This is a genomic window from Umbribacter vaginalis, from assembly GCA_001552935.1.
In the GTDB taxonomy this organism is placed as follows: domain Bacteria; phylum Actinomycetota; class Coriobacteriia; order Coriobacteriales; family Eggerthellaceae; genus Berryella; species Berryella vaginalis.
Window position 1 is genome coordinate 911 of record KQ959713.1, and the last position, 15,352, is coordinate 16,262.

General features: G+C 47.6%; 10 protein-coding genes and 1 other RNA gene. All 11 read right to left on the minus strand.

Annotated features, from left to right (window positions below):
* Positions 1-1,221, minus strand: a 1,221-nt coding sequence (gene dnaX / locus HMPREF3190_RS06195) for a DNA polymerase III subunit gamma/tau (RefSeq protein WP_156425759.1), incomplete at its 3' end; no start/stop codon positions are given.
* Between the two features lie 122 nt (positions 1,222-1,343).
* On the minus strand, positions 1,344-2,024 hold the full coding sequence (locus HMPREF3190_RS06200; RefSeq protein WP_449676338.1) for a VTT domain-containing protein: 681 nt from the start codon (positions 2,022-2,024) through the stop codon (positions 1,344-1,346).
* Between the two features lie 94 nt (positions 2,025-2,118).
* Positions 2,119-2,214: signal recognition particle sRNA small type (ffs, locus tag HMPREF3190_RS06205), an RNA gene on the minus strand.
* A gap of 98 nt (positions 2,215-2,312) precedes the next feature.
* A complete protein-coding gene (gene aspS, locus HMPREF3190_RS06210) occupies positions 2,313-4,091 on the minus strand; it encodes an aspartate--tRNA ligase (RefSeq protein WP_066781413.1) in 1,779 nt (592 codons plus the stop codon).
* A gap of 178 nt (positions 4,092-4,269) precedes the next feature.
* On the minus strand, positions 4,270-5,586 hold the full coding sequence (gene hisS / locus HMPREF3190_RS06215; protein WP_066781415.1) for a histidine--tRNA ligase: 1,317 nt from the start codon (positions 5,584-5,586) through the stop codon (positions 4,270-4,272).
* A gap of 29 nt (positions 5,587-5,615) precedes the next feature.
* The gene (locus tag HMPREF3190_RS06220) at positions 5,616-9,617 is read right to left on the minus strand and encodes a hypothetical protein (protein ID WP_066781417.1); all 4,002 of its coding nucleotides are present in this window, start codon (positions 9,615-9,617) and stop codon (positions 5,616-5,618) included.
* Between the two features lie 4 nt (positions 9,618-9,621).
* Positions 9,622-10,218, minus strand: coding sequence for an aminoacyl-tRNA hydrolase (gene pth, locus HMPREF3190_RS06225; protein ID WP_066781725.1), 597 nt, complete (start codon positions 10,216-10,218; stop codon positions 9,622-9,624).
* Positions 10,219-10,248: 30 nt separating this feature from the next.
* Positions 10,249-11,220 (minus strand): ribose-phosphate diphosphokinase, encoded by a 972-nt coding sequence (locus HMPREF3190_RS06230; RefSeq protein WP_066781419.1) that lies wholly within the window; start codon positions 11,218-11,220, stop codon positions 10,249-10,251.
* Between the two features lie 80 nt (positions 11,221-11,300).
* Positions 11,301-12,788: a bifunctional UDP-N-acetylglucosamine diphosphorylase/glucosamine-1-phosphate N-acetyltransferase GlmU gene (glmU, locus tag HMPREF3190_RS06235; RefSeq protein ID WP_082715216.1), complete on the minus strand. Its 1,488-nt coding sequence runs from the start codon at positions 12,786-12,788 to the stop codon at positions 11,301-11,303.
* Positions 12,789-12,930: 142 nt separating this feature from the next.
* A complete protein-coding gene (hpf, locus tag HMPREF3190_RS06240) occupies positions 12,931-13,515 on the minus strand; it encodes a ribosome hibernation-promoting factor, HPF/YfiA family (RefSeq protein WP_066781423.1) in 585 nt (194 codons plus the stop codon).
* Positions 13,516-13,707: 192 nt separating this feature from the next.
* Positions 13,708-15,264, minus strand: a complete 1,557-nt coding sequence (locus HMPREF3190_RS06245) for a bifunctional folylpolyglutamate synthase/dihydrofolate synthase (protein ID WP_066781425.1) — start codon at positions 15,262-15,264, stop codon at positions 13,708-13,710.
* Positions 15,265-15,352: the final 88 nt, after the last annotated feature.

A 15,352-nucleotide genomic window follows, 5' to 3' on the forward strand; every position in this document is an offset into this window, starting at 1 on the left:
CTCAGGTACTGGTGCTGAAACGGGTGCAGGCGCATTTCCTTGAGCGCACACGGGAGTACATGCTGGTACACGTTCCGCGCGAGCGTTCTGCAACAACAACTGCACGTTCTTCTCAAGCGCCTCTACTCTACTTGCTAACGCATCGCTTGTTTTAGAAGCAGCAGGAACAAGCAACTTAGCAATCCCCACTTTAAGCGTAAGAGCTTCATTCACGGTTTTTTTTATGTCACATGCAATATCGCCCCATACCGAAAGCATATAACCAAATTGCAAAGCGCCTACTTGCACAAAATCTTTGGAATAACAGGCGTTTTTTTGTGGGGTATTACTAGCAGCATTTACAAATGCGTCTGAAATTAATTGTGCGCAATCGTTTACAAACCCAAGGAGCGACACACCTTCCTCTTCAAGCTTATTCACAAGTTGAAACGCTGCTGGAGCATCACGAACAACCAGAGCATGTATCATCGTAAGTGCATAATCATTGCTGGACATGCCAAGAAGCGTATGAACACACGCGTCGTCTACAGCTCCATTGCCAAAAGAAATAGCCTGTTCAAGCATGGTAAGAGCATTGCGTAGGCCCCCTTTTGCGCGTTGAGCAAGCATATGCAACGCTGCCGGATTTGCACGTACCTGTTCGCATTCACACACATACGCAAGCCGCTTTTCAATATCATCAACGGCAATCGACTTAAAATCGAAACGCTGGCACCGCGATATAACCGTTTCGGGAATTTGCTGCACTTCGGTGGTGCACAAAATGAAAATGACGTGCTCAGGAGGCTCTTCGAGCGTTTTAAGTAGCGCATTAAAAGCTGATTTCGACAGCATGTGAACTTCATCGATGATGTAAATGCGATACGAGCCGTAGACAGGCGCATAATTGATAGTAGCAATAATGTCTTCGCGCGTGGTATCCACTCCAGTACGACTGGCTGCATCAAGTTCTATCACATCGGGATGCGTACCCTGAGCCACACGCTTACATTGCTCACACGTACCATCAGGTACGCCGTTCGTTGCGGCATTGCACAAAAGCGCCTTTGCAAGCAGGCGTGCCATGGTGGTTTTTCCCGTTCCACGCGGCCCTGTAAAGAGATATGCATGACTTACACTTCCCCGCGAAAGAGCGTTTACCAGCGCCGACTCTACAATGCTTTGCCCTACAACGTCGCTAAAAACCTGAGGGCGATATTTCGTATAAAGCGACTCCGCCATAACTATCCTCCCAATGACACATAAGGCACGATACGCTACCTACACAAAGAAGCTGCTGTAGTAGGTGTTCACACATTCGAGCTGCACTTTGACACGTTCGAGCTGTACTTTCACGCGTGCACTTACTGGTTTTTCTTCCTGCGCTGCACAACAAACTTACGCACGAGCGCAATACTCGCAGGCAAAAGAGAAATAAGAACGATCACCAGCGCAATAAGCTTGAAGTGGTGCTGTAAAAACGGAATGGTACCAAAAAAGTAGCCTGCAAGCACAAACGTGCACACCCACAGTATGCCACCAACGGCGTTATAAAACGTGAACTTTAGAAAATTCATGTGGCCCGTACCTGCAATAAACGGCGCAAACGTACGGAAAAAAGGCATAAAACGCGTGATGATGATGGTTATGCCGCCCCAGCGCTCGAAAAATTCATCAAGCTTTTTAAGGCGCTCGGGTGTAAGCGACTTAATGCGCCCCGAGTCGATAATGCGTGCACCGAACACGCGCGCGATGCAATAATTCGACGTATTGCCTAGAATTGCGGCGGCACTAAATACTGCAATAGTTGCTCCCACATGCAAGCCCGTACCGTCGTTTGAGAATACGCCTGTTGCAAATAGTAAAGAATCGCCTGGCAGAAAAGGGAAAAATACTAAACCTGTTTCCAGAAATACGATGGCGAACAGAGGCGCATACACCATGAACGGGCCCAGCGCTACAATCCAGCCTGCAATCATAGCACGAGGATCGTGCAGAAGTTCTATCAGCCCAGCAAGGACGTTCATGGTTCCTGACCCTTTCATAGTATCAAGCAGTAACATCAACCAGTAGCATCAAGCAGGTCGAATGCGCAGCTCACACACCCGCAAGCACGCTATTAGCAGATATAAAAAAGTATCCTAGGTAGGCAAGGACGCTCGTTAGAGGCTTCTTATGGCTGCTTCCTTCCGGACCTGACCAGGTTCAAAACATAGCGCCGTCCTAGCCCACCTAGGATACTGTATACCGTGTAGTATAGCGCACATTTTACCAAGAGCAGCGTACTATCGGTAAAACTTACGCGGCATTCGCTACATCACCACAACCGCGCGCTACAGCAGTCGCAAGTTTACTTCCTTCAGCTGACGTGGCGTAATAGTACTTGGAGCGCCTGTCATCGGGTCGGCTGCGCTTGATGTTTTCGGGAACGCAATGCAATCGCGAATTGAATTTTTGTGCGCAAGTAACATGCACAAGCGGTCAAGCCCCAGCGCGATGCCGCCATGCGGAGGCGCGCCCAGCTCAAGCGCATGAATAAGGTGCCCAAATTTCTCGTCAATCTGTTCATCGCTTAAACCAAGACGACGCAATACACGGCGTTGCAGCTGCGCATTATGGATACGAATAGTGCCGCCGCCCACTTCAAAGCCATCCATCACCAAGTCGTACGAATAACTGCCGCACGACAGCGGGTCAGTTTCAATTTTGTCGATGTCTTCTTTGCGAATCATCGTAAACGGATGGTGTTCAGCTGCATATTTCTTTTCGTCTTCGTCGTATTTAAACATGGGGAAATTGACCACCCATAACAGCGCATGACCTTCACGTTTAACGCCAAGCGCATCAGCCATATGCAAGCGCAGCGCCGACAAAACTGCACACGCGGTCGCAAATGTATCAGCTGCAAACAAAACCAAGTCGCCCGGCTCAACGTGTAGCGCCTTTTTAAGTGCGCTAAATTCCTCATCCGAGAAGAACTTGATGATAGGGCTTTTTTCTGCACCATCGCTGGTAAACGCAATCCACGCCATACCCTTAGCGCCATTATCAGCGGCGATGCTTGCAAGTTTTTCGATGTCGCCGCGGCTCCAGTCGCCAGCACCTTTTGCGTTAATCGCTTTCACAACGCCGCCCTGCTGCGCAACGGTTGAGAACACTTTGAAGCCGGAGTTTTTCACGATGTCGGTAATGTCTACCAGCTCCATGCCAAAACGCACATCAGGACGATCGCAGCCGTAGCGCTCCATGGCTTCCTTCCAAGGCATGCGCTGCAAAGGAAACGCGTGCTGCACGTTTACCGCCTGCAAAGTATGCGCCATGACATCTTCCATCATATCCATCACTTCATCGTTTTCGACAAAGCTCATTTCGATATCTACCTGCGTAAACTCGGGTTGTCTATCAGCGCGCAAGTCTTCGTCACGAAAACAGCGTGCAATTTGGTAGTAACGCTCGATACCGCCCACCATCAGCATTTGTTTAAATTGCTGCGGACTTTGCGGAAGTGCATAAAAACGACCTGGATTCGGACGCGATGGAACAACATAGTCGCGCGCGCCTTCTGGTGTTGAGTTTGCCAAAATAGGTGTTTCCACTTCAAGAAAATCACGCTCGTTCAGTGCGCTGCGAATCGCTTGTGCCACTTTATGGCGCAACAGTAAAGCACTAAACATTTCTGGGCGGCGTAAATCGAGATAACGCCACTTCATACGCATCGTTTCATCGGTTTCAATGCCGTCTTCAATCGAGAACGGCGGCGTAACACTTTCGTTTAACACCGTTACATGATGTGCAAGTACTTCAATTTCACCCGTAGGCATCGAGGGATTGAAGCTCTCTTCACCACGCGAGCGCACCCTACCTTCAACTTTCAACACATACTCACGCCCAAGGTGCTCAGCACACGCAAATTCGTCTTGAGCAATGCACTCAGGGTCGATTACCACCTGCGTGCAGCCATATCTATCACGCAGATCAACAAAAATAAGACCACCGTGATCTCGATTATGCCATGCCCAACCGCAAAGCGTAACGTCCTTATCAATATCGCTTGAGCGCAGTTGTCCGCATGTAGCAGTATGCATGCAATATTCATTTGCAAAATCGGTCATTTGGCTTTAACTCCTTGTACGATTACCAGTGTATTGTAAGCACAAACACAAAACGCTTTATGTATGTGCACACATGCAAAAACTTCGCAACAGTTCAGGTATGATGAACAGATGTGTGTTTACAAGTTTCTTATTGTAAAGCACCGCGTATTGCTTGCACGTCTTGTTTAAAATTATCCTAAAAATGTGCAGAAAGATACGAAACAAGCGCCTGTGTGCTATGAGTAACGCAGTGCTCTTCATGCTGTTGCATGTCTTTTACCAGCACTTCTCCGCGTGCAAATTCATTTTCGCCATAAACAACAACCATGCGCGCACCCAGCTTATTTGCAAGCTTTAACTGCGATTTCAAACTTTTAGCATCGTGTGCAAACTCACACGCAAAACCCTTGGAGCGTAGCTGTTCGCACATCGTAAACGCCTCTTTGAAAAGACACGTATCAGCAAGCGCAAAAAATACGTGACATGACGGGGGCACATGTGACGCAACACCTGCCGCCTCAAGCGCTAGTTTGCAGCGTTCATACCCAAGCGCAAAGCCGAAGCCAGGCGTTGGATGTCCGCCCACTTCTTCGACCAGCTTATCGTAGCGACCACCACCGCCTAATGCATTTTGAGCGCTGTTCGAGTCGGTTGCTTGAATTTCAAACACGGTGCGCGTGTAATAGTCAAGACCACGCACCAAAGACGTGTCAAGTTCATAGGAAATACCTGCGTTATCAAGCAGTGTTTGAACGGTTTGATGATGCGTTGCGCATGCGGAACACAAAGCATCCGACAAGCGCGGTGCATTGCGCATAACAGCTGCACACTGTTCGTTTTTGCAATCGAAGGCACGCAAAGGGTTCAGATGTAAGCGGTGCTGGCACTCGTCGCACAATTCGTGTATGTGTGCATTCATGTAGGAAAGCAGCTGCTGGCGATACGCAGGGCGACATTCATCACAGCCAAGCGAATTTAAGAAGAGTTTCATTGATGTTTCAGGAATGCCAAGCGCGCTAAAGAAACGCATAAGCATACAAATCCCTTCTGCATCAATAGAGGGGCTGCTGGGGCCGATACACTCGACGCCTATCTGGTTAAATTCGCGCAAACGGCCTTTTTGTGGACGCTCGGCACGAAACATTGAGCCTGCATACATAAGCTTGACTCCAGCCGACTGTGGAGGTACCAAATTGTGCTCCACAACAGCACGAACAACGCCTGCCGTGCCCTCAGGACGCAATGCAAGCTTACTTTTTGAGCGAATTTCCTCACGTGCAAGCAACTTCTGCATATTTTCGCCTGAAAGAGCGCTAAACATTTCCTTAGACACAACATCGCTTGATTGCCCAATACCGCGCACGAACAGGTCTTGCACTTCAAGATGAGGAGTGATGATGCTGCGGTATCCGTAGCGCGAAAAAACGTCATGCGCTAACGCTACAAACTGCCGATAAAATTCCGCATCATCGGGAAGCATATCTTGAAAACCTGCTGGTAGAGTGATTGCCATACCTATCCTTTTCTGTACATGTGGCGCGCCTACGCACTCGTATTACGCGTATCGCCGTTTTCATTGCCCTTTGCATGTGTGGAGCGATGAGCACCACCAGCGATGCTATCGCTCCGTGTGTTTTCCAAACATGAATTGCAAACGCTCGTTAGTATACTATCACCTGAGTAGTCCAAATAGTCCTGTAAAATGTCGTGAGCTGCTTGCAACAAATTTTGTTTACATGCCGCTTCCCCACCCCGTAAAAATGCATCTAACACCTGCTGATTTGCTGCTACTGGAATGTGATACAGCGCCAATACATCGTCGGTGTATACATGAGAAAAACGCGCAATATGAGCACCTATCGATGCACGTAACGTAGGTTGAATATCCAGCGTTGAATAGTCAACATTAAACTCAAGTGCTTTTTTATAACAAATAGCACTCAACTCGTCATTTCCCTTGCGCGCATACGCGCACGCAAGCACATAGTAACACGTTCCCACTGATGATGGTTTCCACGCAAACTGAAGAGCCCGACGCAGTGTTTCAATAGCGTCATTGCACCGTTCATAATGAAGCATGCAAAGCGCAACACTGATATAACCATCAACATGAAACGGAGCAAACTTGAGTGTGTACTCCATAAGCAAGGTAATTACATCATACGATGTAGACTTGTCAAAAGGAGCATCCACAGGAATGCGCGTAGCACACCTAATCATCTCCACAAAACACGCATGCAATTCGACAGGAGCAGGAAATACACGATACTTATTATCGCAACCACCAAGTGCGGGTTGATCGAGAAATAAAAGCTGCGCGTGTGCTAGATTGTATAACAAGCGCTCGCTGTATGAATAAAATGCTTTATGGCAGTACTTACCATGGTAATCAAGCATAAACGTTGCTTGCTTATTGTTACGAATAGTCTGCAATAAGAGCTTATAGGCATCAGCTGGACTTGTTAGTCTCAGCACGTGTGCTTTATGATATACCGATCGAAATACGTGTGCACCATCCAACAGTTCACGCAATACCGATACAGGGGCACACTCAAGCGCATCGTCACGAACCAAACGTTCCATCAGGGTTTTAAATACACGTGTTGCTATAGAGCGCTTAAATGAATCGTGTTCATACTTCTGCTCATATTCACACGAAAGTGATTGTATAGAGGAAATAATCTGAGAAAGAGGATGTTTGCTTGCAATTGCATTACTGATTGAAGCGATGTGTGCATCATCAATAACGCAAAAATGGATTGCTAAATCGTCCGCATACGTTGCGCCTAATGAAGTGAACACTGAAGGAGGAAGCCGCCTGTGAGACAATGACGCATACGCGTAGCAATCAGCTTTACTATCAGGAGATGTGGTATTGTCTATAAGCAAAGTTTCTTCACGTGATGGCGAATCTTCACGTAAGGATGTTGGGGTACTTGAAGATACATCAGCATTCAACATGTCATGGTTCGCACCATACGTACTGCCTGATTGTTGGTTTGCTGCATTAACACACGCAAAATCAAACATGGTAGACACCACTGAGCTTTGTTCTTGCACTTTAAAATAAGGTGCAAAAGCTGCAAAAAGCCACTGTGGATCGGTGTAAGCAGCACTATAGGCGCGCGTTGAACTAAACTGAGTGCGTAAAAACGTGTATTCAAACCATGGCGTATCAGAAAATTCTTCGTGCGTTTCATCGCTTGTAGAAAGAACATCCCAGCGCTTTTTATAAGCATGCACATGAACACGCTGCAACAACGGACATGCCACAAATGCTCGTGCAGCAAACGCAAGACCAAGCAAGCGCGCCAAACGCTGCGCTAACGCCTGCATACCCGTATCACTCGTGCAGCTCAACATAAGCTCATTCAAACATGCATAATCATGTGCAGCGTGCAGACTGCTTTTAGTACCTTTATCAGCACCATCTCTTGTACGCGGAACGCAAGAAGCATCATCGTTTGTATGGTCACCACTAAAAGCAGCGGCGTTTTCAGCACGGGCACCACTGAAAGCAGCGTCGTATGTCGTAGAAAACGCTGACGGTGATGTACAATCAGCAAGCGCATCGAACCATGGAGACATCATCGATTCATCAAGCGCAATGTAGTAAAAATCTACATCATGAAAGCTGTTGTCGCACTTAAAATAGCTAAAATAACGAAAAACACTTGGCAGAGTTGCCATCACATGAGCAAAACGGCGACGCAACTTCCACGCAGAACTGCTCGCAGCGTTGCATGCATCGCTCTCTGCAAAGCCGTAAAATGATTCAAACGAAACATCAGTACCAAGATTAAGTGATTCTTGCGTATAACGAGCATAAACGTTTGCTTGCGCGCGTAAAAGCATCGAGTGATTTACAACTGAATACGGATTAATGGAGTGCACCAAAGCATGAATTTGGTCAATCGGGCTTATATCAAACGATGCGCCATCATTATAGTTTGCCTCATTCGAAGGCTTAACAGGCTTCAGATCCCACGCAACACTATACAATACACCGCGTGCTGCTTGTTTAAATTCCTGCTCGTTGAACAATACAAGCGTATCACCAAAACGCCTCACCAGCGCGCCAAACGCATTCAGAACACTTTCTATTTCAAGCATGTCGCGTGGAGTAAGCACGGTATCGTATGCGTGATCATTAGCAGGACGAATACTAAATTTATACGGCACAAAGCCGTCGTGTTGAATAAAATATTCACCAAGCAATGAGGGAAAATAGAGCCAACGAGCACGTGTTTTTTTCAAATGCGAATAAAGCCATGTATACGCTGGTGCCAAACACAATTCAGTATCGTAGCGTGGCATGGAAAGCATGCTTACGATACGCACAAAACTTTCTTGAAAATTTTCTACTAAGGAATTACACAGCGTAGTAGGTAACGTGTACATGGGCAAACAGCCCGCTTCGCGTGATCGCTGCACGAACAAGCAGTAAGCATACGCCATAAACGACGGCATAGATAAGCTGCGCAAGCGCGTATACGCCTTAAACAATGAATACATACACGTAAATATATGATTATTACAAGTAAAAAGTGCTACTTCGCATAGCGTTTTCGTAAAAGGATTTCGCACAAAAATACGTCCTGAAGTGGTATCTTGGTGCTCCGAATACGGAGAATCGCTTTCACTATGCGCCGCTTTGGGTTGGTTTTGTTCAAGGCTATTCAATGGTGTAACATGAGCATACTGACCCTCATCAGTAAAGCTCGCTTTAGAGCACAAAACCTCAAATACATCGCTTTTAGTGTATTCGCCTGCAAAGCAGCTATGAGCGTGATGTGCATAAAAAGCCTTGTCGCACCATGACGCTGCCGTTGCAACAATGTTTTCAAGTGTATTGGTAGTACCACGTGCAAACACATGGGGTACGCGTTTTTTCTCATCAAGGCATGCTGCAACATCAAATTCGGAACTGCGTGCGATAAGCGTTGCTTCATGCAGTTCTTCTTCAAGATCGCGCATAAATGCTCGCGGAACCATATGTTCCTGATAAAATCGAAGATCTTTTTCCTGTTTATGCTCAAGTATTTCGCGCTGTGCAGCATAAGAAATATGCTGCGGAATAGATGCGCCCAGCAATAACGGACTCAGGACTAGCTCACGCTGCGCATCACAGGCGTCAGTATCAAATTGGTGTTGTGCAATATCTTCAAAACGCGTTTGCGTAAGGCACATATCCCATGTATCTGGCAGCTCGTATATAAAACTATGACACGTATAAGCATATCCTGAACAGGTAAGATACGCCAGCACATACAGCGCATTATCGCACAGGCGCGCCACATACCAACCCTTTTGAGCAGGTGCAGGCAGTGCTCCTTCCGAAGAAAACCATACCAGCTCTCCAGATGAATAAGACGCATCTACAATATTAGATTTTTCTTCTTGACCAGGAATAACAAAATCATCTGCCGGGGCAGCGCATTCCAAGGCAGGCAAGCGCTGCCCACACTGTGCAATATGTTTTCCAAGAGACGCTGTGAGCGTATATGAGCCGTCTGCATTTCTCTGGTCAAAGCGAAGGCGCATACCATTAGTCCTTTGCGCTATGCATGCCGTTTATCTGAGCTTGCGTTTTTCCCATACCGTTTTCGATAAGCGAAAGAACAGCCTGACACGCTACGCACACTGCTTCGTTAAACGCATCGAGCTCTGATGCACGCGGACGTGAAAGTACATAATTCGCAACGAGCATACCTGCTGGTGGACGACCAATTCCTACGCGTACACGCATATAGTCACGCGTACCGAGCGCATCGATAATCGAGCGCAAGCCATTGTGTCCTGCATGGCCGCCTCCAAATTTTACGCGTACATCACCAGCTGGTATATCAAGCTCATCGTGTATAACGATTAAATGATCAGGCTTAATACCGAATTGCTGCAACACGTGTTTTGTAGGGCCACCCGATGTGTTCATATAGCTTTGCGGCATGGCAAGTACTAAAGGAATATCGTTGTAGTGCGCCTCAGCAAGCAATGATCCTGCTTGTGTTTTCCAATACGACACATGGCATAATTCGGCAAGCTTTTGTATGGTGCAAAATCCTGCATTGTGGCGTGTGTTAGCGTATTCATCACCAGGATTTCCCAAACCAACGATAGCAAATGTAGGCGCGTTTTTCTTCATATGGTCCTGCGTGCTCACGAGTATTACCTGTTACAGTGCAAAATCAGGATCGAAAAGTTCAGATACTGATCCGTTGTTATACACATTAGAAATGGCTCGAGCAAACAAAGGCGCAACGCTGATAACTTTTATTTTGCCTGTTTGATAGCTAAGTGGAACGGGAATGGTGTCGCACACAACCACTTCACGCACGTCTAAATGCGCCATGCGTTCAAGTCCTGGACCCGAGAAAACAGGATGCGTGGCACACACGTACACATCTTCTGCACCGCGCGTGTGCAGTGTATCAACTGCGGCTACAACCGAACCGCCGGTGTCGATCATGTCGTCATTGAGGATGCATATTTTACCAGCTACGTCACCAATAAGCGCCGTAATTTCAGCTTTGTTGTGCCCAGGGCGCCCTTTGTGCATAATAGCAAGATCGGCGTCAAGCATGTCGGAGAGCTTTTTGGCGGCTTTTGCACGACCTACATCGGGGCTTACGACACATAACTTGCTTTGATCCAGTTCTTTCGACTTAAAATAATCGCACATAATGGCAAGAGCCGTAAGGTGATCAACAGGAATATTGAAGAAGCCTTGAATTTGACCTTGGTGCAAATCGATGCTCATCACGCGGTTAACGCCTGCTGTTTCCAGTAAGTTAGCAACCAATTTTGCGGTAATAGGTTCGCGCGCGGAGGCTTTTCTGTCTTGACGAGCATAACCGTAATGCGTGATAACAGCCGTAATAGTGCGCGCGGACGCACGCTTAGCGGCATCGACCATAATAAGTGTTTCCATAAGCGCATCGTTAACGCTTGCGCCAGCTATCGACTGCACGATGAATACATCGGCGCCGCGTACGCTTTGCAAATAACGCGCATAAATTTCGCCGTTTGCAAATTTTTCAAGCTTCACGTTTCCAAGCGTAATACCCAAGTTTTGCGCAATATCTTCAGCGAGCTTCGGATTGGTTGAACCGGAAAATACCGCGATACTTTTTTGCATTTCGGTCATAGAATGCTCTTCCTTTCAAGTTAACACTCGTTTATACCTGCTTATAGAACCACACTATAGCAAAAGCCACAGCTACAAAACTACTCGTTATGGCGATACTTCAAAGCACCTTTTTCATACTCCACTTGACGCGCTCGCGCAAGCGCAAGTGCATCAGGTGAAACGTCCGACGTGATCGTCGAGCCTGCTCCAATGAGCGATCCTGCGCCAAGCGTTACCGGTGCAACCATCATCGTGTCTGAACCAACAAACACATTATCCTCAATAGTGGTCGGATACTTGTGAGTTCCATCATAATTACAAGTTATGCTGCCTGCACCAATATTCACGTGTTCGCCAACGGTTGCATCACCTAAATAGCTTAAGTGCGGCACTTTTGAAAACTTGCCAACAGTAGTATGCTTAATCTCAACACACGTGCCCACTTTTGCGCCGTAACACACCGTACAACCTGGGCGAATGTATGCGCGTGGTCCAATTGATGCCTTATCGTGAATAGTGCTTTCATGCGCAATCGTTTCTTCAACAGAGCAGTTCTCTCCAACGCACACGTCAACAAGACGCGTATGGGGCCCGATAACACTTCCCTGCTTTACAACGCACGATCCATACAGCATTGTTTGAGGCAGTATTTCTACATCATTTTCAAGAACGACATCAGGACCTATCCATGCTTGTGTGGGGTCGGTGAATGTAACACCCGCATCCATATGACGCGCGTTGATGCGCTGCTGAGCAAGGCGTGTAACGTTTGCAAGCTGTGAGCGCGAATTAATACCCGAACACTGAGCAATATCGGCGCATGGCACTTCAACCATGGCTTGATGCTGCTCGTAAGCGCGCGCAACACAGTCGGTAAGATACCACTCCCCTTGCGCATTATCGCAGGTAAGTCCCTGTAATGTTTCACGCAACCACGCCGTATTAAAGCAGTAAAACCCAGCATTGCAGCACGTAATTGCGCGCTGGGCGTCCGTAGCGTCTTTTTCTTCAACAATACGACACGCGCACGCATTATCATCGTGAAGTACGCGTCCATATCCGTAGGGATTTTCGCAGTTCATCGTAAGAAATGATCCCACCGTATTGCCGCTTTGTGCAGCGTGAACAAGCTGCAATAACGTGCTTGATTCAATAAGCGGACAGTCGCCTGAGAGCACGAGCACATATGGCGCGTCAAGAGATGCGATTCCGCACGAAACAGCATTGGCAGTGCCAAGGCGTTCTTCCTGAATAGCGCATCGTGAGGAGTGCTCCACTAACGGTATAACCTGTTCACGAAGATGTCCAACCACCGTTACAATATCGCTTATATGCGCGCTGCGTGCTGCATCAATCACCCATGAAACAAGCGGTTTCCCCAACACTTCATGCGCCACTTTCGGCTTGCGCGACTTCATGCGCGTACCTGCTCCTGCAGCTAGAATAACCGCTGCCACGTCGGTAGCATCTCCGCAGGCTACGCGAGTAGCGCTGGCATCAGATTGAGTGCAACAATCGGCACGTGATGAACCACTTGAAGCAGTATTGGTATGTACAGAAACTGAAGCTTGCGAGCTTTGCGTCATCTTTTCTCCTTTATGCACGATTATGCACGAGCTGTCAGAAGATATTATAACGCGCACGCGCAGGCGCACCTATGCACGATGTTACAATTCAAGATATCTACCGCAGCAAAGCAGCGCACACGTATGTGCACGTATGCAACGCTTAATCTTTTTGCTTAATAAGACCGTAGCCGCCATTTTCGCGACGATACAACACGCAGCTTACATTGGTATCGCGATCGGTATACACGAAAAAGTCGTGGCCCAATAAATCGATCTGAATGAGCGCTTCTTGCTCGGTAAGAGGCGGAAATTCCATCTCTTTGACGCGCACAACGGCTTCTTCGTCGCCTTCAAGTTCTTCCATCAATTTATCGGGGTCGAAAGGCGCCGTAGGCAGATTCTTAAGCGACGACACTTCGCCTTTTGTGGACGGGCGGAACTTGCGCTCAACCACGCGCGTTTTGAATTTACGCAGCTGGCGAAGCACTTTCGCAGCAGCAACATCGATAGCAGCGTACATGTCTTCTTCGATTTCTTCAACACGAATAATATGTCCGTGTGTACGTAATGTTACTTCGCATTTACACTTGCTTGCGATAGCAGGATTTTTCTCGATACTTAACACGACATCAGCAGAAAGCGGATGAATGTCCATAACTTTCATTGAGTTACCAACTTTTTCTTCTGCGTATGCGCGCATTGCATCAGAAACTGTTAATTTTCGGCCGGTAATAGTAATGTCCATGCAGATCACCTCTCTAGTAAAGGTACGTTTCGATACGTATAATCGATCACTTCAAACACAGCGCATCAAAGATTATGGCACGCTCTGCTTATGAACATCTTACCAAGGCACCTCCACAACGCTTGTGAGTATACCTTTGGTAGAGTTTTCTTACTCATAGCATAACGCATAATGCGCCTGGTGCACGCGAGCTTATTTTTTAGATACACCCCATGGCGTGGACGGTAAAACACCCGATGAATAAAGGGAATTATAGGTATCTTTCAGCGCATAGAGGCTGCCAAAAAATATTACAGGTACACCTTGTGAAGCAGTGCTGTTCTGGATCAGGGTAATAGCGTCATCGTACGAACGCGCTTCACATACCGAAAACGTAGCATTTCGCTCGTGAGCTTTGCGCGAAACGCAGGCGCAGGCATCATGCGCTGAAAGCGCTCGCGGGCTGGGTGGCGTAACACATACCCACAAGCACGCATAATCGAGAAGCGCATCTATCATTGCTTCATAGTTTTTATCGGCAAGAACACTCATCACAAACACGCATTTGGTGTGGGGAAACGCGCGGTCAAGTGATTGTGCTAAGGCACGTGCTCCTTGAGGATTATGTCCTCCGTCACATACAACGCAGCGCCAATCATTGCAGGTAGAACGCACGTCGAAGCGGCCGAGCCAACGCGTTGAAGCAATGCCTTCGTGCAGTGCTGTTTGCGGTATCGTAAAACCGCGCGAGCGCAACACGCGCGCGGCTTCAATTGCAAGCACGGCGTTATAAGGCTGATACGAGCCCAAAAGATGCGTCTTATACTGTTCGCCTTGGTAGGAAAAACGCTGCATAACATTCTCGTACGGAACAGACGGCACAGGTTCGGGAACGGGTGCTGCAGTCGGTGCGGATGCGGGCGCGGGATCGGACGCTGGTGCGGCGTCGTGTGCGGGCGCGGGTGCTTCTTTCTTGTGCGCTACAGACAACTCCGTAATCCCGAGGCATTGCACCTGCTCAAACGAGGGCATGATAAGCGTGGCATGATGCGTACGGCACGCATCTTGAAATACCTTATTGACACTGGCATTTTCATCATTCCATGCAACAACATGTCCGCCATCTTTAATAATGCCTGCTTTCTCGTGAGCAATTTCTTCGCACGTAGAACCTAACAGTGCCATATGATCGAGTCCGATACGTGTTATAACAGCCACATCAGGTGTTGAAATGACATTCGTTGAATCGAGTCGCCCACCAAGACCTACTTCAAGCACTACAATATCGCAGCGCTCTTGCGCAAAATACAATAACGCAGCTGCGGTTATAAGCTCGAATTCAGTAGGATGTTCATTGCATTCTTGCTGCACGCGCAGTGCTGCATCACGCACACGTAACCCAATATCATGCAACCCATTAAGCGGAATTGAGGCGTCATTAATGCGGATGCGCTCTTCAAAGTTGATGATATACGGGCTGGTGAACAAACCTGTTTTATAGCCAGCACTGCATAAAATAGAATGAATGTATGCAGCTGTCGAGCCTTTTCCATTCGTGCCTGCAATATGCACAAAACGAAGCTGCTGCTGCGGGTTTCCTAACAAGTGCATCAGGCGGCGAATGCGCGTAAGACCCAAACTAATAGTAAGCAAACGCGGTTGTGTCATATACGCGATAGGATCAAACGCAGCATCGGCCTTTGACAAGTGCTGCTCAGTTTGCGTGCGCTGATCAGGTGCGTTATGTTCAGAGTTGTTATATGTGTTCACAATGCAATTCTTTCATACAACGAGTACACACTATGCATGTACACTGCGGATACGAACCGACAAGGAGAAATGAAGAACCATACGTAAG